This window comes from Pseudomonas sp. WS 5059, assembly GCF_012985525.1.
In the GTDB taxonomy this organism is placed as follows: domain Bacteria; phylum Pseudomonadota; class Gammaproteobacteria; order Pseudomonadales; family Pseudomonadaceae; genus Aquipseudomonas.
Genome location: NZ_JAAQWO010000003.1, coordinates 160,172 through 181,050 on the forward strand (window position 1 = coordinate 160,172; position 20,879 = coordinate 181,050).

Below are 20,879 nucleotides of genomic sequence, written 5' to 3' on the forward strand. Positions count from 1 at the left end.
TTCGTGGATGGTCTACCCTCATTCCAGACGTCTGAAACAGGGGGGACTACTCATGCTCGCGCAACTTCCACCGGCCTTACAGAATCTTCAGCTACCGCTGCGTCTGCGACTCTGGGATGGCCATGAGTTCAACCTGGGCCCGGAGCCCAGCGTCACGATCGTGGTCAAGGACCCGGTGATGGTGACGCAACTGACCCATCCCACGCTCGATTCCCTGGGCGCTGCCTTCGTCGAAGGCAAACTGGAGCTGGAAGGCTCCATCAGCGATGTGATCCGGGTGTGTGACGAACTGAGCCACGCCCTGGTGGATGAAGATGAGCACGCCGGACCGGTGCGCTCGATCCACGACAAGGCTACGGATGCTGCCGCGATTTCCTACCACTACGACCTGTCGAACGAGTTCTACCAGCTCTGGCTGGACCGTGACATGGCCTACTCCTGCGGTTACTTCGAGACCGGCAGCGAATCCCTCGACCAGGCCCAGCAAGATAAATTCCGCCACCTGTGCCGCAAGTTGCGCCTGCAGCCTGGGGAATATCTGTTGGACGTCGGTTGCGGCTGGGGCGGGCTGGCGCGTTATGCGGCGCGCGAATTCGGGGTCAAGGTGTTCGGCATCACCCTGAGCAAGGAACAACTGGCATTGGCCAGGGAACGCGTGCTCGCCGAGGGCCTGGAAGACCAAGTGGAACTGGCGTTGCTCGACTACCGCGACCTGCCCCAGGACGGGCGGTTCGATAAAGTGGTCAGCGTCGGCATGTTCGAACATGTTGGCCACGCCAACCTGGCGCAGTACTGCCAGACCCTGTTCGGCGCCGTGCGCGAAGGAGGCCTGGTGCTCAACCATGGCATCACCGCCAAACATACCGATGGCCGCCCGGTGGGACGTGGCGCGGGGGACTTTATCGAGCGCTACGTATTCCCCAATGGCGAGCTGCCGCACCTGGTGATGATCAGCGCCGAGATCAGCGAAGTCGGTCTGGAAGTGGTCGACGTGGAAAGCCTGCGCCTGCATTACGCACGCACCCTGGACCATTGGAGCGAACGCCTGGAAGACAACCTGGAAGCGGCGGCGAAAATGGTCCCGCCCCAGGCACTGCGTATCTGGCGCCTGTACCTGGCAGGATGTGCGTATGCGTTTGCCCGCGGGTGGATCAACCTGCACCAGATCCTGGCGGTCAAGCCCCATGCCGATGGGAGCCATGAGTTGCCGTGGACGCGGGAAGATCTCTATCGCTGAGATCTTTGGCTACGCTGCAATACCAAATGTGGGAGCTGAGCTTGTGTGGGAGCTGGCTTGCCTGCGATTGCATCACCGCGCTGTAACTGCAAGAACGCGGAGTCTGCATCGCAGGCAAGCCAGCTCCCACATTTTGTCCGGTGCAATTTATAGGATCGGGGAAATCAACCGCGCCACCCGCATGCCCAGTTGCTGCAGGCGGCGGGTCTGTTGGCTTTCTTCCTGGCTGGTTTCGTGGGCCTGGGCGAAGTCGTCCAGCAGCATGTGTTCCACTTCGCTGGCGAAGGTTTTATCGACCGTCAGCAACATCACTTCAAAGTTGAGGCGGAACGAACGGTTGTCCAGGTTCGCACTGCCGATGGCGCTGATTTCGCGGTCTACCAACACCACTTTCTGATGCAGGAAACCCGGCTTGTAGCGGAATACCCGAACCCCGGCGCGCACCGCTTCAATCGCGTACAGGCTGGATGCGGCGTAGACAATGCGATGGTCGGGGCGTGACGGCAGCAGCAGGCGTACGTCCACGCCACGCAACACCGCCAGGCGCAACGCGGCGAATACTGCCTCATCGGGGATGAAGTAAGGGCTGGTGATCCACACTCGCTCAATTGCCGCATGAATGGCTTCGACGAAAAACAGCGAGCAGGTCTCATAGGGGTCCGCCGGACCGCTGGCCAGCAATTGGCAGAGCACACCGTCGTCGGCGTAGGTGTCGGGCAGGATCAGCGGCGGCAGTTCGCGCGCGGCCCAGAACCAGTCTTCGGCAAACGACTCCTGCAGGCAGGCCACCACCGGGCCGCTGACGTGCACATGGGTGTCGCGCCAGGGCGCCAGCGGCGGTTTCTTGCCCATGTATTCGTCGCCGACGTTATGCCCACCGACAAACCCGCTCAGGCCATCGACCACGACGATCTTGCGGTGGTTGCGGAAATTTACCTGGAAACGATTGAGCCAGCCGCTGCGGGTGGCAAACGCCTTGATCTGCACCCCGGCGTCGCGCAGCGATTGCACATAGCGGTGGGGTAGGGAGTGGCTGCCGATGCGGTCATACAGCACGTAGATGGCCACGCCCTCGGCGGCCTTGGCTTTGAGCAGGTTGTGCAACTGGCGGCCGAGTTCGTCGTCATGAATGATGAAAAACTGCACCAGCACAGCCGTCTTGGCGGCGCGGATGGCGTCGAAGATGGCGCTGAAGGTGGCGTCGCCATTGACCAGCAAACGCACCTGGTTATTGGCCAGGCACGGCATGCGCCCCAGCTTGGGCATGGCGCGCAGGGAGGCGTAGGCGTGGGAGTTGCGCGCGGCCAGGGCTTCTTCGACCCAGGGGCGCCAGTTCAACTCGGTGATGGCCTTGTGCATTTCCTGGTTGGCCTGGCGGCGCGCCTGGATATAGGCATCGAAGCTGCTGCGGCCAAAGATCAGGTAGGGGATCAGGGTCAGGTACGGCATGAACATCAGCGACAGAGCCCAGGCAATCGAGCCTTGGGCTGTACGCACGGTCAGCACCGCGTGCAGGGCGGCCAGCGAGCCGAGAAAATGCAGGGTGGCGATGAAGTAACCAAGCAAGTGCGGGCCGAAGAAATCCATGGACAACATTACTCCTGACAATCCAATGCGTAACAGACCATGTTCGGCGGCGATTGTCGCTATTTTATTGAGCATGCAACGCCGACCACTTTACGACGTCTAACGCCGACAATTACCCAGGAGTTACCCGATGAATGCTCGTCTGCTTGGTTTGGCCATGGTTGTTGGTTTGACGCTGCCGGTGGCAGCGCAGGCGCAGATGTTGGCGCCGGGCTTGTGGGAATTGACCACCAGCAACATGAAAGTCGATAACCAGAACCTGCCGGACTTGTCGTTGATCCTCGGTCAGCTGAAACAACAGATGACCCCGGAACAGCGCGCCATGCTGGAAAAACAAGGCATTACCATGGCCGGCAAGGGCGTGCAGGTGTGCCTGACACCGGCCCAGGTGGCCTCCGACTCCATCCCGCTGACCGACCCGCAATCGGGTTGCAAGCAAGAGGTGACAGACAAGACCGGCAACCAGTGGAAATTCCGCTTCAGCTGCCCGAAAGCCCAGGGCACTGGCGTGGCCACGTTCCAGAGCCAGAAGGCATTTACCACCACGGTCAACGGCACCTTCAATGCCACCGGCGTGCAGCAGAACGGCAGCCTCGACACCCAGGCGCAGTGGCTGGGCAACGACTGCGGCACGGTCAAGCCCCGCGCCTGATCACACGCCCTGCAGGAGCCGGCAAGCCGGCCCCTGCGTTTAGCGCAGAAAATGCAGGGGCAGCCCCTGGCAACTGTCGATCACCTGCCCCTGGTGCCAGGCCACATGGCCTGACACCAGGGTAGTGCTGACGCTATGGCGAAAGCTGCGTTCGGCAAACGGCGTCCAGCCGCACCGGGCGAGGATCGGTTGGCTGCTCACGGGCTTGCCTTCGGGCTCGGGTTTGATCAGCACTAGGTCGGCCCAGTAGCCCTCGCGCAGATAACCCCGCTGGGGAATGGCGAACAGGTCGGCGACGCGATGACTGGTTTTTGCCACCAGCGTAGTCAGTGGCAACAAGCCGTCGGCCACCAATTCCAGCAATGCAGGCAACGCGTGTTGCACCAGGGGCAATCCTGCCGGTGCCTCACGGTACGCCTGCTGTTTTTGCGCCCAGGTATGCGGGGCGTGGTCGGTGCCAATCACATCCAACCGGTTGCTCAGCAGTGCCAGGCGCAGGGCATTGCGGTCGGCCCGGGTCTTGATCGCCGGGTTGCATTTGATCTGGTGGCCGAGGCGGGCATAGTCGCGGTCATCGAACAGCAAGTGATGCACGCACACTTCTGCCGTGATGCGTTTTTCTGCCAGCGGTTTGTCTTCGAACAGCGGCAATTCCCGCGCGCTGGTCAGGTGCAGCACATGCAGGCGCGTGCCATGGCGGCGCGCCAGTTCCACCGCCAGGGATGACGAGCGATAGCAGGCTTCGGCGTCGCGAATCAGCGGGTGGGCTACAGCAGGAATCTTCTCGCCGAAGCGATCGCGCAGCCGCTGTTCGTTGGCGTGGATGCTCGGCGTGTGCTCGCAATGGGCGAGGAGAATGGTCGGCACCTCAGCAAATAAACGCTCCAGGACGCGTGGATCATCCACCAGCATATTGCCGGTGGAGGCGCCCATAAACACTTTGACCCCGGCGACCTGCCGCGGATCAAGGGCAGCCACGGTGTCGAGGTTGTCGTTGCTGACGCCAAAGTGAAAGCCATAGTTGGCCACCGAGTGCAGCGCCGCGCGGCGTTTCTTGTCGGCCAGTGCTTCCAGGGTCAGGGTCGCCGGTTGGGTGTTGGGCATGTCCATGAAGCTGGTGATGCCACCTGCCACCGCCGCGCGGGACTCGCTGTAGAAGCTGCCTTTGTCCGGCGCGCCGGGTTCGCGAAAGTGCACCTGGTCGTCGATCATGCCTGGCAGCAACCATTGGCCTTGGGCGTCAATCTCGATAGCGGCTGTTTGCCCGTGGATGCTGCTGGCGATTTTCTCGATACGGCCGTTGGCGACCAGCAAGTCGGCGTCGAATTCCTGGCCCTCATTCACCAGGCGGGCGTTGCGGATCAGCAGGCGGCTCATGCTCAGAACTCGTTTTGCAGGGCTTTGTAGCCAAGCACCAGGTCGACATTGGTACGCGCCACATCTTCAGAAAACTCCGAGGCGCTGACGCTGACGGGCGGGAACTGCGACAGGTCGGTGTTGGGACCGATGCGCGTGGTGGACGGCACATAGAAGGCGGCGGGCAAGTCGCGGCCATCCACCACCGAGTTGTGCCGCACCACGCAGCCGTCGCCAACCACGCAGTTGAACAGCACGCTGTTGAAACCGATGAACACCCGGTCGCCGACGGTGCAGGGGCCGTGGACAATCGAGCGATGGGCGATGGAACTGAACTCGCCGATAGTCACCGCCGCACCGGATTTGGAGTGGATCACCACGCCGTCCTGGATATTGGAATTGGCGCCGATGGTGATCGGGTCCATGTCGCCGGTGGCGTCCACTTCATCGGCGCGGATCACCGCATAGGGGCCGACAAATACGTTCTCGCCGATGATCACCTTGCCGCAGATGATCGCGGTTTTATCGACGTAGGCCGATTCGGCAATGACCGGCAGATCGCCGGAAGGGTTCTTGCGGATCATGCTGCAGGTTCCTTGAGGGGCGCGGTGAGGATATGCACGTGGTCGTCTTCGATAGCGTTGTAAAAACAGTTCGGGCGGCCGGTGTGACAGGCCGGACCCTGTTGGTCGACGATCAGCAACACAGCATCGCCGTCGCAATCCAGGCGTGCTTCGACCAACTGCTGGCGGTGGCCGGAGCTTTCACCTTTGCGCCACAACTGCTGGCGTGAGCGTGACCAGTAGCAGACCTGGCCGCTGGCGAGGGTTTCTTCGAGGGCCTGGCGATTCATCCAGGCCAGCATCAATACCTCGCCGCTGCCGTGTTGCTGGGCGATGGCGGCGATCAGGCCGTCGCGGTTCCACGGCAAGGCATTCAGTACCGGGGCCAGGGCAAAGCGACTGCCTACACTGGCGGCTTCGAGGTCGAGCATTGTCAGCGTCATGGGGTGCCCGAGACGGTTCTCGTCCAATGGCTTTCGGCTACGGCGTCATGGGCGTGCAGGCTTTCGGCGTGGATGACTTTGAGGTGAATGGCTTGCACTGCATCCGAGCGTTTTAGCGCCAGGTTCAGACGGCGCGCGGCGTCTTCGCAGAACATCAGGTTCTGGCCGTTGGCCAGGGCAAACGCCTGTTCATCGGCGCGCTTTACGGCGGTTTGGACGGCGGTGCCGAGGGCGGCTTCGGCCTGGTCGATCAAGTCGGTCAGGGGCAACGTTTGTACGCCGGGTTGCAGTTGGACCTGCAACAGCGCACTGCTGCGTTGGCTATGGGGCGTGGCGACGATGCCATTGGCACTGCCGAGCCAGGCCAGTACATCTTCGTGCTGCAACGACTTATTGCCGAAGTCATCGACAAATTGCTGTTGAATCAACTGCCTGGCGAGGGCCGCAGAGCAAGGGCAGGTGGACGAGTAGGTCACGTCAATTTTTAGTTCCACGTGGAACATCTGCTTTTCCAGACGCGCTTCGATGGTCACCGGATAAGTCTTCCAGCCCGATAGCGGGCTGACCAATGCCGGGCGTTTAAGCAGCAAGTCGGTGTGAATCCGCAGGTAGGCGCTGCTCGATAACCCTTCATGGCTATCAAGGAATCGCTGTAAAACCTGGCGCAGCAACACGGGTTGCAGGTCTTGTTGCTCGAGCATCTCCAGCGCCAGGTACAGGCGCGACATATGAATGCCTCGCGCCTCGCCGTCATCCAGGCTTACGCCGGCATCGGTCTTGGCACTCAAGCGCTGGCCGTCGATCAGGATAGGAAGGGCAATACCGCACATGCCCACCCAGTCGAGAGGCAAGGCTTGGCGAGAAGCCTGCGCGGCGATATCCGGCAGAGTCAGCGCATTCATGAGCAGGTCCATCGTTGGAAATAATCTGACATGTTATAGTATAACAATTAAATCCACGATGATTTTTCTACCACCGCCCTAGCACCCGCTGATACGGCTGCAGGTGAACTTGGCGCTGGAGCCTCCGGAACTGGAGAACCGGTTGATCGTGGTCCAGCCCACACGCCGGGTGTAGCCCACCCACGCCTCGCCGTCGGAAGCCAGGCCGGTAAAGAACGTCAATTGGCCATAGCGGCTGTTGGTCTGCGCCCAATAGCGCTTGCCGATCACCTCGAACCCGCGCAGATACGTGGTGTTGCCTGCGGTCGCGACACTGTAGGCATTGCCTTGGGCATCGACGCAGGCCAGCAGGGTGGCGCTGCGGGTGCAGGTGGCCAGCGTGCCGGGCATTTGGGCGCTGGCCTGGGTCGCCACCAGCAGCAACACGCTGCATATCAGGTATTTCATCGCGCTTCTCGGGGCCTGGAGAGAATCAAGGATTACGCCCTTCGTCGTGTCGAGCAAGAGGGCATTGGCTTATTTGTATTGTTATAATATAACATCAATGCACAGCCTGACCCGTGAATCGTCCCGATGACTGAACAAGACCTGCTTGCCCAGCCGCCCGCTGATTACATGAATGAGGCCCAGCAAGCCTTTTTCCGCGAGCTGTTGTTGGCCCAGCGCTATGACCTGCAAACGCGCATCGAAGCCGAATTCATCGTGCTGCGCGAGCATGAGCCCAACAGCGACCCCGCCGATGTGGGCAGCGCCGAAGAACAGCGCCAGTGGCAACTGCGCCTGCTGGAGCGAGAAAAGAAGCTGCTGGACAAGATCGACGAAGCCTTGGAGCACCTCGCCCGTGGTGAATACGGCTGGTGCCGCGAGACGGGCGAGCCGATTGGCCTCAAGCGCCTGTTGCTGCGGCCCACGGCCACCCTGTGTATTGAAGCCAAAGAACGTGAAGAGCTGCGCGAACGCCATCAACGGGCGATTTGACCGGCCACCCTGATGAGGAACACCCGATGACCGACCGTTTACCCGTTACCGTGCTGTCCGGATTTCTCGGCGCCGGTAAAAGCACGCTGCTCAATTACGTCCTGCGCAACCGCGAAAACCTGCGGGTGGCGGTGATCGTCAACGACATGAGCGAAATCAACATTGATGGCGCCGCAGTCCAGCGCGACGTCAGCCTCAATCGCGCCGAAGAAAAACTGGTGGAGATGAGCAACGGCTGTATCTGCTGCACCCTGCGTGAAGACTTGCTGGTCGAGGTAGGAAAGCTCGCCAGGGAGGGCCGGTTCGATTACCTGCTGATCGAATCCACCGGCATTTCCGAGCCGCTGCCGGTGGCGGAAACGTTCACCTTCCGCGATGAAAACGGCCAGAGCCTGGCCGACATTGCGCGTTTGGACACCATGGTCACCGTGGTCGATGGCATGAACTTCCTGCTCGACTACCAGGCCGCCGAAAGCCTCGCGTCCCGCGGCGAAACCCTGGGCGAGGACGATGAGCGCTCCATCACTGACCTGTTGATCGAACAGATCGAGTTCGCCGACGTCATCCTAGTCAGCAAGATCGACCTGATCAGCCGCCACGAGCGTGAAGAACTGGTGGCCATCCTTGAACGCCTGAATGCCCAGGCGCGCATCATTCCCATGGTCATGGGCGAAGTGCCGCTGGCCGAGATCCTCAACACCGGGCGTTTTGACTTTGAGCGCGCGGCCCAGGCACCGGGCTGGCTGCAGGAACTACGCGGCGAGCATGTGCCGGAGACTGAGGAATATGGCATCGCCTCCACGGCCTACCGGGCGCGCCGGCCATTCCATCCCCAACGCTTTTTCGACTTTATCGACCGCCCATGGGTCAACGGCAAGCTGCTGCGCTCCAAGGGGTTTTTCTGGCTGGCCAGTAAGTACCGCGATGCCGGTAGTTGGTCCCAGGCCGGCGGCCTGATGCGCCATGGTTTTGCCGGCCGCTGGTGGCGCTTTGTGCCCAAGAGTCAATGGCCCGAGGATCAGGAAAGTGTCGCGGCGATCATGGGCAACTGGCAGCCGAGCACCGGGGATTGCCGCCAGGAACTGGTGTTTATCGGGCAGAACATCGACTTCGTGCGCCTGCGCGCCGAGTTGGACGCATGCCTGCTGACCGACGATGAAATGGCCTTGGGCGCTGAAGGTTGGCACCTGCTGGTCGATCCTTTTGGCCCTTGGTACGAGGAGGCAGCCGCCTGATGCTGGCACCTGTGATTCAACTGCGCCCGGTGATTCGCCAGACCCGTGGGGAAACCCCGTTGGCCCTCGCCGACATCCTGGATAACGGCGTCAACCTGGCGCTGTGGCAGCGCCAGTTGCCGCTGCACATCGCCGAGTTTGGCGCGTTGCTGGTCTCGCTGGGCGAGCCGCTGGCGGAGTCGCTGGTGGTGGAGCTGGACAGCGAAGACGCCGAACCCGACTTGCAGGGGCTGGCCGTAGGCTGTCGTGACCTTGAGGGCTACGAAGGCTTTATCGCCGATGTTGCCTGGCTGATCAGCGCTTTTGCCTGCCTGCTGGGCGCCAAGCGCATTGGCGTGCGGCTGAGGCTACTGGACAAGGCCATGTGCCCGCGCTTTCACGTCGATCACGTGCCTGTGCGTTTGATTACCACCTATGCCGGCATCGGCAGCCAATGGCTGCGCGAAGGGGTGATGGACCGACGTCAATTGAGTCAGGCGGACGCGGAACCCACCGAGCGTATCGAACAGATCCACTGTGGCGAAGTCGCCCTGCTCAAGGGCGAAAAGTGGCGCGGCAACGAGGGACATGGCCTGATTCATCGCTCGCCGGCCCTGGCCGCCAATGAACGGCGGCTGATTCTGACGCTGGATTGGCTGGCATAACCGGGTAGGATCAAGCGTCTCTACACGGCCTGAATAATGTCCACGATGCTGCAGAATATTCCCACGCATGTGATTGCCGGTCCCTTGGGGGCTGGCAAGACCAGCTTGATCAAGCACCTGTTCACCCAGCGCCCGGCCAATGAGCGATGGGCGGTGTTGATCAATGAGTTCGGGCAGATTGGCCTGGATGCTGCGCTGCTGACCCTGGATGACGACGGCATTGCCATCGGCGAAGTGGCCGGTGGCTGTTTGTGCTGTGTGAATGGTGCGCCGTTCCAGGTAGGGCTAGGCCGCTTGCTGCGTAAGGCCAAGCCGCACCGGTTGTTTATCGAACCCTCAGGGTTGGGGCACCCGGCGCAATTGCTGGCGCAGTTGCGCCAGGCGCCCTGGCAAACCGTGCTGGCTGTCCAGCCTTGTGTGCTGGTGCTCGACGCCCAGGCACTGGCGGCGGGCAGACCGTTGCCTGACGCGCAACGCGAAGCATTGGCCAGTGCCGGGTTGCTGCTGCTGAACAAGGCTGAAGGGTTGGACGCCGCGCAACGTAGCGCAATCGAAAGGACCCTGCCGGCCTGCGAGATTTACTGGGCGCGGCAGGCGCAGCTGCCATTGGTTCGGCTACCGGGGTTTGGCGCACAGGCTGGGGCGGCTGTGGATAACTTTCAAGTGCCCCAGGGGCTGGCGCAAATCCCGGCAATCTGGAGCGATCCGTGCGTGCCGATTTGCCTGCATCAGGCGCAGGCCGGCGGCTGGAGCATCGGTTGGCGCTGGCACCCAAGCCAGCAGTTCGACCCCACGCGGCTGTGCCAATGGTTGCAGAACCTGGAGTGGCGTCGCGCCAAATTGGTTATCCACAGCGCCGACGGTTGGGTCTCGGCCAACGCTGTGGATAACACCACACTCACCTGGCAGCCCAGCGAATGGCGTCGGGACTCGCGTATCGAGCTGATCTTTGGCGAAGAGCAGGATGTGGCAAAACTGCAAAAAGCCCTGGCCGCTTGCCGTCAGTGACGGCTCTTGCCGTGCTCCTGGCGCCACTGGCTCAGTTCAATCACTTCGGCGCTGGGCGGCGGCGTCTTTATTTCAAACGGGTAGGGCGCCAGTTCGATTTGCGCGCTGTGGGCCCCAAATTGGGTGATGGTGCCGGGATGGCGGGCTTCGCCGGTCACCGTGAACTCAAAATTGTAGACCCGTGCCAAACGCCGGCGCCCGCTGGCGTCCTTGACGAAACCGATGCGTTTCAAGGCCACGGCGCCGTCGAGCAGTTCGATGTCGAGCTTGGCGCAATGCTGTTTGACCCTCTCCAACGCGCGCTCGCGCAGGCCGTGGTTGTGCCACACCCAGGCGGCAGCCGCCGCCAGCAGCATCAGCACAAAGATATTTCCCAGGGTCAGCATTCGATTTGCTCCAACAAAGTAAGGCCAGCTTAACTGCGTCTCCGGTCTGTCGTACAGGCTGCGTTTAGTCGCATACTGCGCGGCCAGAATTTAACGGTTTTACGGAAGTTTCCTGCATGAAACGTACGCCTCATCTGCTTGCGATCCAGTCCCATGTGGTCTTCGGCCATGCCGGCAACAGCGCCGCCGTGTTTCCCATGCAGCGGGTGGGGGTGAATGTCTGGCCGCTGAACACTGTGCAGTTCTCCAACCATACCCAGTATGGCCAGTGGGCGGGAGAAGTGTTGGCGCCCCAGCAAATTCCTGCGTTGGTGGAGGGGATCGCGGCGATTGGCGAGCTGGGCAACTGCGATGCGGTGTTGTCCGGTTACCTGGGCAGCGCCGCCCAGGGCCGGGCGATCCTGACCGGTGTGGCGCGGATCAAGGCCATCAACCCCAAGGCCCTGTACCTGTGCGACCCGGTGATGGGGCATCCGGAAAAAGGCTGCATCGTGCCCCAGGAAGTCAGTGATTTCTTGCTCGACGAAGCTGTGGCCATGGCTGACTTCCTGTGCCCCAACCAATTGGAGCTGGACAGCTTTTGCGGGCGTAAACCGCAGTCGCTGTTCGACTGCCTGGGCATGGCGCGGGCCCTGCTGGCGCGTGGGCCCAAGGCGGTGCTGGTCAAACACCTGGATTACCCGGGCAAGCTGGCGGACGGTTTCGAGATGCTGCTGGTGACGGCAGAAGGCAGTTGGCACCTGCGTCGGCCATTGCTGGCGTTTCCACGCCAGCCGGTGGGGGTGGGCGACTTGACGTCGGGCCTGTTCCTGGCGCGGGTGCTACTGGGTGACAGCCTGCTGGCGGCCTTCGAATTTACGGCGGCGGCTGTGCATGAAGTGCTGCTGGAAACCCAGGCGTGCGCCAGCTACGAGTTGGAATTGGTGCGGGCCCAGGACCGCATCGCCCATCCGCGCGTGCGCTTTGAAGCCACGCCGATCAGCCTCTGACACCACCAACCCAATGTGGGAGCGGGCTTGCTCGCGAAGACGGTGTATCAGTCAATATATGTGCTGACTGGTACACCGTCTTCGCGAGCAAGCCCGCTCCCATATTTTGATTGGGGTTACACGTCGGCCTTGATTTCCTGGTAGCGCTTCTCCAGCTCCTGGCGAATCTGCCGGCGCTGCTTGCCCTGGATAAACCGGCGCTTGTCTTCACTGTTCTGCGGCTGCAATGCGGGCACGGCGGCCGGCTTGCGGTCGTCATCGACGGCAACCATGGTGAAGAAGCAACTGTTGGTATGGCGCACCGAGCGCTCGCGGATGTTCTCGGTGACGACCTTGATCCCTACTTCCATCGAGGTGTTGCCGGTGTAGTTGACCGAAGCCAGGAACGTCACCAACTCGCCGACATGGATCGGCTCGCGAAAAATCACCTGGTCCACCGACAGCGTGACTACGTAGCGGCCGGCATAACGGCTGGCGCAGGCGTAGGCCACTTCGTCGAGGTACTTGAGCAGGGTGCCGCCGTGGACATTGCCTGAGAAGTTGGCCATGTCAGGGGTCATCAATACCGTCATCGACAGCTGGGCGTTTCCGGGTTCCATAGCACACTCACGGTTGTAGGCATTGGTTGGGGGGGCACCTCTGCGGATGCTGGAATCATTGCGGCGTCATCCCTTACGGGACGCCGGGACGGGCCTTGCCGTCACGCCCAAGGCGATCTGTTTCCATATATTGCACCGGCTTTCTGCCGGAAGTCGTGGTGTTACCCTTGAAAAGCCCATTTCAAGGGCATTTCTTACGATTAAGGCAGACTTCTCCTTCCGCACATTGCGCGCCGTTGTAGCGGCCGCGTGGAAACCGGGACAGCGCCAGTACCCTCAAGGAGCCCCTCGCCATGCACGCCATCAGCTTTATCCAGGATTTGGCCGTGATCATGCTGGTGGCAGGGGTGGTGACTATCCTGTTTCATCGCCTCAAGCAGCCGGTCGTCCTGGGGTACATCGTCGCCGGCTTCATCATTGGCCCGCACACCCCGCCATTCGGCCTGATCCACGACGAAGACACTATCAAGACCCTGGCCGAGCTGGGGGTGATCTTCCTGATGTTCTGCCTGGGCCTGGAGTTCAGCCTGCGCAAGCTGTTCAAGGTGGGCGCCACGGCGTTTATCGCGGCCTTCCTGGAAATCATCCTGATGATCTGGATTGGCTATGAAATTGGCCAATGGTTCGACTGGAACACCATGGACTCGCTGTTCCTCGGCGCGATCCTGGCGATTTCCTCGACCACCATCATCGTCAAGGCGCTCAACGACCTGAAGATGAAAAACCAGCGCTTTGCCCAGCTGATCTTTGGCGTGCTGATTGTCGAAGACATCCTGGGTATCGGCATCATTGCCTTGCTGTCGAGCATCGCCGTCAGCGGTACGGTCAGTTCCGGCGAGGTGTTTTCCACGGTCGGCAAGCTCTCGCTGTTCATGATCGTGGCCCTGGTGATCGGCATTTTGCTGGTGCCACGGCTGCTGGCCTACGTGGCCAAGTTCGAAAGCAACGAGATGCTGCTGATCACCGTCCTGGGCCTGTGTTTCGGCTTCTGCCTGCTGGTGGTCAAGCTCGAATACAGCATGGTGCTGGGCGCCTTCCTGATCGGTGCGATCATGGCCGAATCCCGGCAGTTGCTGAAAATCGAGCGCCTGATCGAACCGGTTCGCGACATGTTCAGCGCAATCTTCTTTGTTGCCATTGGCTTGATGATCGACCCGCAGATCCTGCTGCAATACGCCTGGCCGATTGCAGTGATCACCGTGGCCGTGGTGCTGGGCAAGATGCTGTCCTGTGGCCTTGGCGCGTTTATCGCCGGCAATGACGGCCGCACTTCGTTGCGGGTGGGTATGGGCCTGTCACAAATTGGCGAATTTTCTTTCATCATTGCGGCGCTGGGGATGACCTTGCAGGTGACCAGCGACTTTCTCTACCCGGTGGCGGTGGCCGTTTCCGCCATCACGACGTTGCTCACGCCCTACCTGATTCGTGGCGCCGACCCATTGTCCTTGAAGATCGCGGCGGTGATGCCCCAACGCCTGAGCCGGGTGTTTGGCATGTATGGCGAATGGTTGCGCAGTATTTCGCCCCAGGGCGAAGGCGCAATGCTGGCGTCGATGATCCGCAAGATCATCTTGCAGGTGGGGGTGAACCTGGCGCTGGTGGTGGCGATCTTCTTCACCGGCAGCTTTTTTGCCGCGCGCATTGGTGGGTATCTGGAAGGTTGGATCAGTGATCCGAGTTGGCAGAAGGCATTGATCTGGGGCGGGGCGTTGTTGCTGTCGCTGCCGTTTCTGATTGCCGCATATCGCAAGCTCAAGGCGCTGTCGATGTTGCTGGCGGAGATGAGCGTGAAGCCGGAAATGGCCGGGCGCCATACCCAGCGCGTGCGGCGGGTGATTGCCGAACTGATCCCGATTCTCTCGCTACTGGTGATCTTCCTGCTGTTGGCAGCCTTGTCGGCCAGTATTTTGCCGACCAACAAGTTGCTGGTGTTGATTGCCGTGGTCACGGCTGCGGTGGCCGCCGTGCTCTGGCGTTGGTTCATCCGCATCCATACACGCATGCAAGTGGCTTTGCTGGAGACCCTGGACAATCACAAGGACACGCCGGAGCACTGACCACCACCCTCAACTGAGCGATCCACCGTAGGCGCCGGCCGGCCGGCGCCTACAAAGGCATCAGCTTTCCAGCCAGACGTCCCGCGCCCAGTGCCACACCGACTCCCAGGACTCTTCGGTTACCAGCTCTTCTTCGCCGGACCACAACACCACCGTGCCGTCTTCTTCGACGCAGTAGTAGTCGTCGCCATCCTGGCAAATCGGGATCAGTTCGCGAGGCACGCCGATATCCCAGGCATTGGCGGCGACTTCCGGCAGGTAAGTGTGGGACTGGGGGTCGGTGATGGTCACCGGCTCCAGGCTGCCATACACCACATCGCTGACGGTCAGCAGGAATTCCTTGAACACAAACGGGATGTTGATAAACAGCTGTTCCTCGACTTCCACCAACTGGTCTTCGTCGGGCAGTTCCAGAGGAACCGGTACCGGTTCGTTGGCTTCACGCAATTGTTCGATAACTTCTTCCACGGCCGGGATCCTCATGCTAGATGGCGCGGTTTATAGGGGCGTTTTATACAGTAGCTCGCTATAAGTGCAACCGCGAAATAGAAAACCCGGTGTTGTCGGTTAAAACTGCTTTTCCAGCTTTAGGCTGATGCTGTTTTTGTCGTAGGAATAAAGCCAGTCGACATTACTGACGACCTTGTTGTACTTGACCGTCAGGCTGGGCACCGCATCCAGCACCGCCAGGCGTGGGGCACGCAGGATAAAGGTGTAGCCTTGTTCTTTCTCATTGCGTCGGTCATCGACGATAGCGCTGTAGGCGTCGTATTGGCGCTTGCGGTACGAGGCGAACAGCACGGCGCTGACGCCCACTTCGAAATCTTTCGCCACCCCCAGCCGCACGCCCTTTTGCAGGTAGGCCGCCGTGCGGTCCTGGGTATTACGCTCGGTCAGGTCTACGCCACCGAACAGCGTCCACCGCTGGGGCAGGGCCTGCCACAGGGTGGCGTAGACCGAACTGATGCCGCCGTCGAGGTTGCTATTGATCTGGTGTTTGTAGGCCATGTCCTTATATTCGCCTTCCAGCTTGAACATACGTGTGGCCGACAGTGTATGAATCCATTCGCCGCGCAGCCCCCAGGCGCTGTACATGGCGTTGTCACCAATCGTATTGAATTCAAACGACGGCCCGAGGGCGTACTGGTTTTTGGCGTCGTGGTAGCTATAGCCGGCGTTATTGATGAGGGTGCCTTCGTTGTACTTGCTCTGTTTTTCATAGGCCTGGCCATAGAGCAGCGAGCGCATGAACACCCCGTGGTGGCCGCTGATGGCCACGCGCTTGTTGAGCGTGGCCTCGTAGTCCGCGCCGTGGGCAGACACGGCCTTGGGCAGTGAGCGTTTGACGTAGATGGTTTCGTCGGGGGTGACGTAGCGATAAGTCACCTCGCTTTCCGGGGACTGGTTGAGGTTGTAGCCCCAGGTCGGGCCGATAGCCAGGGAGCCTTGCCAGTCTTCACGGTGGTCCAGGGCCTGGATAAAACTGTCGACGGTCTTGCCCACGCCCATGGCTTGGGCGTCCGCTGGGCTGAGGCTGCTGCTGATCTGCCGGAACGCGGCGTTGGATTCGCCATCCTTGCGGTTCTCGAACAATACCCGCGCCAGCTCCAGGCGCCCCGGCAGGAAGTCGCCCTGCAACGCCAGCAGCTGGCGGTAGTAGCTTTCTGCTTGTTCAAGGTTGCCATCGGCGCGGGCCAGGCCGCCGTTGGCATAGGCGGTGAGCATCGGGTCGTGGCCGGGCAGGGCGGTGTAGCGCTTGAGGTAATCCCTGGCTTGCGGCCATTGCTGGCGCTCGATGGACAGGTACACCGCGCGGCCCAGTTCATCGAGGTTGTTGCCGACGCTGTAGGTTTGCCCATCGATATTCAACAGCGGCGGGGCGCCGTCGCTGGGCAGTTCATCCTTGAGCAACTCGCGCTCTTGCTGATTGGCGCGGTACTCGATGGTCTGGTTCAGGCGCAGGCTGGTGTCCTGGTCGGCGGCAAATACCGCCGGGGTCATGCACAGCAGCAGGGAAAAGGGTAAAGCGTGGAGCGTGAGGGATCGCATGCAATAGGGCTGGGGCATTACCGGGCTCTCGGGATCGCTTCAAAACGCCAAAAGCAAGTGCCTGGGGGCAGGCACTTGCTTGGGTGGTGCTACAACAGGTTCAACGTGCGATTACTTGGCGACACCACCGAAGGCGGTGTCGTAGTTGCGGTCGGTGAACTTGGCGATACCCGCCAGCGACGCGGTGGCGCCTGCGCCGAAGAAGCTGCCTTGTGAGGTGCCGGACGAAAGCAGTGCGTTGGTTGCAGTATTACGCGCCTGGGCAGTACCGGCGAAGCCTGCGGTGGCGGTGTCGATGGCCGCGGTGACTTGAACTTTAAGCGCGCTGTTGCTCAGCGAGCCGGTCAAGGTTGGTGTAGCGTTGCCGAACGAGGCGGTCAGGTCGCCAGACAGCACGTTAGCTCCGGAGTAGTTGTTGATGCCCTGTACCGCGTAGGTCACGTTGGCTGTTGGCAGTACACGGCCAGCGGTGTCGCCGGAGTAGTACACGACGCGGGTTGGATCATTGTTGGCGCCGGTCTGCGACCACTCTCCGTAGTACACCTGTTGGTTGGCGACTTGTTTGAAGTCAAAGTTGCCCAGTGTGGAGTGAGAGGGTGGCATCATCGCGGTGGTAATGGTGGAGACACCATTGGCATCGGTGGCAGCCATACCTTTCAAACCGCTGAAAGCGACTTTCGTGCCGTTGTAAAAAGCGTTAACGCCAATGGCTGGCTGGCCTGCGGAACCTGGGTGGTTAGTTGAGCCTGAACCACTGGAGCCGTCGACGACGATCGTGCCATCGTAACTTTGACCAGAAGAAGTGGCTGCTTGAGCAACGCCAGCCAGACCCAGAAGTGCCACTGCCAATACTGTGTAGTTGAAAGATTTCATTTCATCATCCATTGAGTGATTTAAATTAAGTCAACACGTCAAGCGTTTGCCAATTTCTTCTTTAGCCTCCCATGCAGTACCTCCCAAGTTAAAAAGTAGTGGTGAAAGCGAGTTTCAACGTTCGACCGGGTGCGGGCATGGCCGAACGCGTGAGTGGGTCGATGTAATAAAGGTTGCTCAAGTTGGTGCCGGTTAACTCGATGGATGCGTCATCGGTCAATTTATAGTTAACGTAGGCGTCATAAGTGATGATCTTGTCCCATGACATGGGCGTATTCAGGTAATAACTGACCATGGCGCTGTTGGGGTAGTTGTCATAGAACTTGTTTTCATGTTGGCGGTAATAAATAGCCCGTCCGCCCACTTCCAGTTTGCGATCAAGGAAGCGCGCACCTAACCCGAGGTTGGCAGTCCACTCCGGCATTGCCATGCTCACCAGGTATCCGCCTACAAAACCGTCTTCCACGCAGTTGGGGGTGCTGCCGTCGGTGCTGACGGAGACAGCCGAGTTTTCATCGCAGACTCTGTTTTTCAGGACGTGGCCGATACTCATGTCGGTGAAAAACCGTCCGTTATCGTAGCGGCCCTGGAACTCCACGCCGGAAGTGACTTGCTTCTCAAGGTTACTGAAGCGCAGTTGTGGGTCGCGTTCGATCACGTTTTTTGTCGTGTTGTAGTAATAGCTCAGCTTGATGTCGGCGCTTTCACTGCCACCCCAGCCGGCCAGGTTATGGATGTAGGCGGCTTCGTAGTTATGCGCATGTTCTGGCTCAAGCCCCCAGGGGTTGACCGATGAGGAAAAGCCCATGGTGCTTTCAAACATGCTTGGGTAACGGATGGCCTCGCTGTAGCGCAGGTAGACCCGGCCATTTTCCGAGGTATAGAAGGTTGCAGAAAGCGAAGGTGTCCAGCCACTGTCTTTCTGGTGTTTGGCTTTGATATCTTTTTCGTAGCCCTTGCCGTTTCCGGAAGAGCTGCAGGAAATAATATTTTCGCCTGCACTCAATCCATTGATACATGGATTGTTATAGCGTGAATAACGACCTTTTCCGTCACTCGCCCAATCCGCCCTGTGCTGAGTGTCTTGCACACGTGGCGTTTGTTGTTTGATTACGTCAATTAGCTCCTGACGTTCCGACTCCGGGGTATCAAACATATCCCAGAAAACTTTGTTGCTTGCAATTTGTCGATCGATGTCGGCTTGCAACTCAGAGTCGGTCAGCGTCTTTCGCGTGGTGTAATCCACCCGACGCCCGGTATCTTCAAATTGTGTTGTTATCCCACTCTTGTCCTGGGCACTTTTCAAGTAATCATCAAATGCCCAATAAGACGAATAACGCATCCCCGCCTCAAATTTGGCAAAACTTACGGGCCGCCAGTCGAATTTGAAGTTGTACTCCTGTTCCTCGCGGCGCCCGGCCCGAGGGTACATGCGCAACGTGTCGCTGATGATAGGGTCGTAATAGTTGTCGTTCGATCCCAACTTTTCATGCTGATAACTACCACCCAGGGTCAGGTCGAGGCTGTCGAGCAACTTCAACTTATTGCTTGCGGTCAGGCCGATACGATCATGCTTGGCGTTGGCCAGGGCGGTATTGCGGTACACCGGGTCGGCAATGGTGGTTTGATTGGGGACGCCACCGCTGCTGTAGGTATCGCTGCGGGTGTTGGTCATCCACAGGTTGGAATAGAAATCCACCCACGGGTTACCTTCGGGCTTGAGGTTGTATTCCAGGTTGTAGGCTTTGCTTTGTACATGGCTCAACGGCCATTGCGGCACGCCGTTGGTGGCGGCGTCGTAAGTCGTGCCGGGTTTAAAGAACGAGATCCGTGATGGCAGGATCTCGCCGTACAGCGCATCGGTGTCGCGATAGCCGAATTCCAGGGACTGGTTTTCATCAATCTTGAGTTTGGCCTTGCCCAGCCAGGACTCCATCTTGCTGGAGGTGTTGGGCACCTCATCGCCCGGTTTGTAGATAGTGGCGAGGTTGGGAATGTAGTCAAACTCGCCGTTGACTTTCTTCCCGCTGGAATAGAAGCCGCTCTTGTTCTTGCCCGCGTAGTGGTTGCCTTTTTCACGGAAGGCGTAGGCAGCCAGCAGTTCGAATTTTTCCTGGCGCGTGGCCAGTGCCAGGCGGTAGGCGGAGTCATCGCTGGACAGCAGTTTGTTACTGCTGCTGGTGCGCGGGTGTTTGTACAGCGAGTGATCGTAATAGCCCCTGATGGGTGAATATTCATAACCGGGGCTGGGCATTTGCCCGGTCATCAGCGTCGGCAGTTTGGGTGACACCGAGTTATTGCTGCCTTCGATTTTAAGTTCGCCACCATATTCCTGGTCCTGCTTGAGCACATCGTCGACGTTTAGAGTGCTGGCCACCACCGCGCCGCCAATGCCGCTGTAGACGTTACGCTCCAGGTTCGGCCCCTTGAGCACCTTGATGCTGCCGATCAGGTTGGGGTCGATGTAGTTGCGGTTGTTGGCGCCCATGTAGCCGCGGTAAGCGGTGATTGCCTGTTCGGTACCGTCGATGGTCACAGGCACGCGGCCGGGGCCCTGGATGCCGCGGATGTTTGGGTCCAGTGCGCCGCTGTTGCGCGAGTCGCCGCTGTACACGTTGAGCATGCCCTTGAACATATCGGCGGGGGCTGCGCCTTTGTAGCGTTCGATCTGCTCCTTGCCGGCATACACCGAGGAGATGTCCTGGTCGTAGATATCGTTGTAGCCCTTTTCGTCCCGGGACTGCTTGCCTTCCATGCCCATGACGTAGGTCGGGTGCAAGTCGCCGGCCTGGATACCCGCCGAGTTCGGTGCCGATTGCACCTGGATGATCGGGCGCTCGGCTGAGCCGGTGAGGCTGTAGCTGACTCCTTGGTTGGCCAGCAGCGTTTGCAGCGCGGTGTCCAGGGACAAGCGCCCCTTGACCGGGTTGCCGTAGCTGTTGGTGAAGTCGTTGCTGCCCAGGTACAACTCGACACCGGCCTGGCGCGCCAGCAGGACCAAGGCTTGATCCAGCGCCAGGGCGGGCACGTCGAAGTTGTGCACGTCAGTGGCCGGGGCGTGGTTTGCGCTTGGCGCTGCCAGCACCGGGCTGATGGTGGCGGCATTGGCGACCAGCGCAATGGCGGCCGACGCAATTCCCAGGCTCAGTCGGGTGCGTTTTGTTGCCTGGCGTTTTTTGTTGTTCTCTTGCGTCTGCAAAACCGGCCTCACTAAAGTAAATAAGATTTATTCACATGTAGTAGAAACGGCCCAGCTGCAAAAACGCGATAGATCGTTATGGTCTATAAATTCTGTTATTTATATTTTTTTGAAATTGACGC

The 20,879-nt window shown here is 60.0% G+C and carries 20 protein-coding genes; 8 read left to right on the top strand and 12 right to left on the bottom strand.

Annotated features, from left to right (window positions below; genetic code table 11):
* Positions 1 to 52 precede the first annotated feature (52 nt).
* Complete coding sequence (gene cfaB / locus HBO12_RS09610; protein WP_169954042.1) at positions 53 to 1,237, top strand: C17 cyclopropane fatty acid synthase CfaB; 1,185 nt, start codon at positions 53 to 55, stop codon at positions 1,235 to 1,237.
* A 147-nt stretch (positions 1,238 to 1,384) separates the two neighbouring features.
* Here the strand turns inward: cfaB and cls are convergent, their stop codons facing one another.
* Positions 1,385 to 2,824 (bottom strand): cardiolipin synthase, encoded by a 1,440-nt coding sequence (gene cls, locus HBO12_RS09615; RefSeq protein WP_170042023.1) that lies wholly within the window; start codon positions 2,822 to 2,824, stop codon positions 1,385 to 1,387.
* A 130-nt stretch (positions 2,825 to 2,954) separates the two neighbouring features.
* On the opposite strand from cls, the gene HBO12_RS09620 reads away from it, so the two are divergent.
* On the top strand, positions 2,955 to 3,476 hold the full coding sequence (locus tag HBO12_RS09620) for a DUF3617 domain-containing protein (protein ID WP_169954040.1): 522 nt from the start codon (positions 2,955 to 2,957) through the stop codon (positions 3,474 to 3,476).
* A gap of 39 nt (positions 3,477 to 3,515) precedes the next feature.
* Here HBO12_RS09620 and HBO12_RS09625 read toward each other — a convergent pair whose 3' ends face one another.
* The 5 genes from HBO12_RS09625 to HBO12_RS09645 form a co-directional block, all read right to left on the bottom strand.
* A complete protein-coding gene (locus HBO12_RS09625; RefSeq protein ID WP_170042024.1) occupies positions 3,516 to 4,853 on the bottom strand; it encodes a dihydroorotase in 1,338 nt (445 codons plus the stop codon).
* 2 nt (positions 4,854 to 4,855) lie between these two features.
* Positions 4,856 to 5,416 (bottom strand): gamma carbonic anhydrase family protein, encoded by a 561-nt coding sequence (locus HBO12_RS09630; RefSeq protein ID WP_170042025.1) that lies wholly within the window; start codon positions 5,414 to 5,416, stop codon positions 4,856 to 4,858.
* Positions 5,413 to 5,838: a phosphoribosyl-AMP cyclohydrolase gene (gene hisI / locus HBO12_RS09635; RefSeq protein ID WP_169954037.1), complete on the bottom strand. Its 426-nt coding sequence runs from the start codon at positions 5,836 to 5,838 to the stop codon at positions 5,413 to 5,415. The genes HBO12_RS09630 and hisI overlap by 4 nt, the downstream gene beginning before the upstream one ends.
* Positions 5,835 to 6,740, bottom strand: a complete 906-nt coding sequence (gene folE2 / locus HBO12_RS09640) for a GTP cyclohydrolase FolE2 (RefSeq protein ID WP_170042026.1) — start codon at positions 6,738 to 6,740, stop codon at positions 5,835 to 5,837. Before folE2 ends, hisI begins: the two co-directional genes overlap by 4 nt.
* Before the next feature lie 78 nt (positions 6,741 to 6,818).
* Positions 6,819 to 7,187 carry a glutamine synthetase gene (locus HBO12_RS09645; RefSeq protein WP_169954035.1) on the bottom strand — a complete coding sequence of 123 codons (369 nt, stop codon included), beginning with the start codon at positions 7,185 to 7,187 and terminating at the stop codon, positions 6,819 to 6,821.
* 126 nt (positions 7,188 to 7,313) lie between these two features.
* On the opposite strand from HBO12_RS09645, the gene dksA reads away from it, so the two are divergent.
* From dksA to HBO12_RS09665, 4 genes are read left to right on the top strand one after another with little or no spacing between them, the layout of a single operon-like run.
* Positions 7,314 to 7,718: an RNA polymerase-binding protein DksA gene (gene dksA / locus HBO12_RS09650; RefSeq protein ID WP_170042027.1), complete on the top strand. Its 405-nt coding sequence runs from the start codon at positions 7,314 to 7,316 to the stop codon at positions 7,716 to 7,718.
* 26 nt (positions 7,719 to 7,744) lie between these two features.
* Positions 7,745 to 8,953, top strand: coding sequence for a zinc metallochaperone GTPase ZigA (zigA, locus tag HBO12_RS09655; RefSeq protein ID WP_170042028.1), 1,209 nt, complete (start codon positions 7,745 to 7,747; stop codon positions 8,951 to 8,953).
* Positions 8,953 to 9,597 carry a DUF1826 domain-containing protein gene (locus HBO12_RS09660; protein ID WP_170042029.1) on the top strand — a complete coding sequence of 215 codons (645 nt, stop codon included), beginning with the start codon at positions 8,953 to 8,955 and terminating at the stop codon, positions 9,595 to 9,597. Before zigA ends, HBO12_RS09660 begins: the two co-directional genes overlap by 1 nt.
* 45 nt (positions 9,598 to 9,642) lie before the next feature.
* A complete protein-coding gene (locus HBO12_RS09665) occupies positions 9,643 to 10,605 on the top strand; it encodes a CobW family GTP-binding protein (protein WP_170042265.1) in 963 nt (320 codons plus the stop codon).
* On the opposite strand, the gene HBO12_RS09670 is transcribed toward HBO12_RS09665, so the two are convergent.
* Positions 10,599 to 10,991 carry a DUF3301 domain-containing protein gene (locus tag HBO12_RS09670; protein WP_057961211.1) on the bottom strand — a complete coding sequence of 131 codons (393 nt, stop codon included), beginning with the start codon at positions 10,989 to 10,991 and terminating at the stop codon, positions 10,599 to 10,601. The two genes, HBO12_RS09665 and HBO12_RS09670, sit on opposite strands and share 7 nt — an antisense overlap.
* Before the next feature lie 116 nt (positions 10,992 to 11,107).
* Here HBO12_RS09670 and pdxY point away from each other — a divergent pair, with 116 nt between their 5' ends.
* A complete protein-coding gene (gene pdxY, locus HBO12_RS09675; RefSeq protein WP_169954031.1) occupies positions 11,108 to 11,980 on the top strand; it encodes a pyridoxal kinase PdxY in 873 nt (290 codons plus the stop codon).
* Between the two features lie 116 nt (positions 11,981 to 12,096).
* Here pdxY and HBO12_RS09680 read toward each other — a convergent pair whose 3' ends face one another.
* Positions 12,097 to 12,579 carry an acyl-CoA thioesterase gene (locus tag HBO12_RS09680; RefSeq protein ID WP_029290061.1) on the bottom strand — a complete coding sequence of 161 codons (483 nt, stop codon included), beginning with the start codon at positions 12,577 to 12,579 and terminating at the stop codon, positions 12,097 to 12,099.
* Positions 12,580 to 12,872: 293 nt separating this feature from the next.
* Between HBO12_RS09680 and HBO12_RS09685 the strand changes: the two genes are divergently transcribed.
* The gene (locus tag HBO12_RS09685; protein ID WP_169954030.1) at positions 12,873 to 14,636 is read left to right on the top strand and encodes a cation:proton antiporter; all 1,764 of its coding nucleotides are present in this window, start codon (positions 12,873 to 12,875) and stop codon (positions 14,634 to 14,636) included.
* A gap of 60 nt (positions 14,637 to 14,696) precedes the next feature.
* Here the strand turns inward: HBO12_RS09685 and HBO12_RS09690 are convergent, their stop codons facing one another.
* The 4 genes from HBO12_RS09690 to HBO12_RS09705 all read right to left on the bottom strand — a co-directional run bounded on the left by HBO12_RS09690 (position 14,697) and on the right by HBO12_RS09705 (position 20,757).
* On the bottom strand, positions 14,697 to 15,104 hold the full coding sequence (locus HBO12_RS09690; RefSeq protein WP_029290059.1) for an SMI1/KNR4 family protein: 408 nt from the start codon (positions 15,102 to 15,104) through the stop codon (positions 14,697 to 14,699).
* Positions 15,105 to 15,203: 99 nt separating this feature from the next.
* Positions 15,204 to 16,703 carry a surface lipoprotein assembly modifier gene (locus HBO12_RS09695; RefSeq protein ID WP_170042030.1) on the bottom strand — a complete coding sequence of 500 codons (1,500 nt, stop codon included), beginning with the start codon at positions 16,701 to 16,703 and terminating at the stop codon, positions 15,204 to 15,206.
* A 93-nt stretch (positions 16,704 to 16,796) separates the two neighbouring features.
* Entirely contained in the window at positions 16,797 to 17,558 is a 762-nt protein-coding gene (locus HBO12_RS09700; RefSeq protein ID WP_262376958.1) for a Slam-dependent surface lipoprotein, read from the bottom strand.
* Between the two features lie 88 nt (positions 17,559 to 17,646).
* Entirely contained in the window at positions 17,647 to 20,757 is a 3,111-nt protein-coding gene (locus HBO12_RS09705) for a TonB-dependent receptor domain-containing protein (RefSeq protein WP_170042032.1), read from the bottom strand.
* Positions 20,758 to 20,879: the final 122 nt, after the last annotated feature.

Coding starts and splice junctions, on each gene's coding strand:
- cfaB (WP_169954042.1), top strand. CDS start 53: ATGCTCGCGCAACTTCCACCGGCCTTACAGAATCTTCAGCTACCGCTG.
- cls (WP_170042023.1), bottom strand. CDS start 2,824: ATGGATTTCTTCGGCCCGCACTTGCTTGGTTACTTCATCGCCACCCTG.
- HBO12_RS09620 (WP_169954040.1), top strand. CDS start 2,955: ATGAATGCTCGTCTGCTTGGTTTGGCCATGGTTGTTGGTTTGACGCTG.
- HBO12_RS09625 (WP_170042024.1), bottom strand. CDS start 4,853: ATGAGCCGCCTGCTGATCCGCAACGCCCGCCTGGTGAATGAGGGCCAG.
- HBO12_RS09630 (WP_170042025.1), bottom strand. CDS start 5,416: ATGATCCGCAAGAACCCTTCCGGCGATCTGCCGGTCATTGCCGAATCG.
- hisI (WP_169954037.1), bottom strand. CDS start 5,838: ATGACGCTGACAATGCTCGACCTCGAAGCCGCCAGTGTAGGCAGTCGC.
- folE2 (WP_170042026.1), bottom strand. CDS start 6,740: ATGAATGCGCTGACTCTGCCGGATATCGCCGCGCAGGCTTCTCGCCAA.
- HBO12_RS09645 (WP_169954035.1), bottom strand. CDS start 7,187: ATGAAATACCTGATATGCAGCGTGTTGCTGCTGGTGGCGACCCAGGCC.
- dksA (WP_170042027.1), top strand. CDS start 7,314: ATGACTGAACAAGACCTGCTTGCCCAGCCGCCCGCTGATTACATGAAT.
- zigA (WP_170042028.1), top strand. CDS start 7,745: ATGACCGACCGTTTACCCGTTACCGTGCTGTCCGGATTTCTCGGCGCC.
- HBO12_RS09660 (WP_170042029.1), top strand. CDS start 8,953: ATGCTGGCACCTGTGATTCAACTGCGCCCGGTGATTCGCCAGACCCGT.
- HBO12_RS09665 (WP_170042265.1), top strand. CDS start 9,643: ATGCTGCAGAATATTCCCACGCATGTGATTGCCGGTCCCTTGGGGGCT.
- HBO12_RS09670 (WP_057961211.1), bottom strand. CDS start 10,991: ATGCTGACCCTGGGAAATATCTTTGTGCTGATGCTGCTGGCGGCGGCT.
- pdxY (WP_169954031.1), top strand. CDS start 11,108: ATGAAACGTACGCCTCATCTGCTTGCGATCCAGTCCCATGTGGTCTTC.
- HBO12_RS09680 (WP_029290061.1), bottom strand. CDS start 12,579: ATGGAACCCGGAAACGCCCAGCTGTCGATGACGGTATTGATGACCCCT.
- HBO12_RS09685 (WP_169954030.1), top strand. CDS start 12,873: ATGCACGCCATCAGCTTTATCCAGGATTTGGCCGTGATCATGCTGGTG.
- HBO12_RS09695 (WP_170042030.1), bottom strand. CDS start 16,703: ATGCCCCAGCCCTATTGCATGCGATCCCTCACGCTCCACGCTTTACCC.
- HBO12_RS09700 (WP_262376958.1), bottom strand. CDS start 17,558: ATGAAATCTTTCAACTACACAGTATTGGCAGTGGCACTTCTGGGTCTG.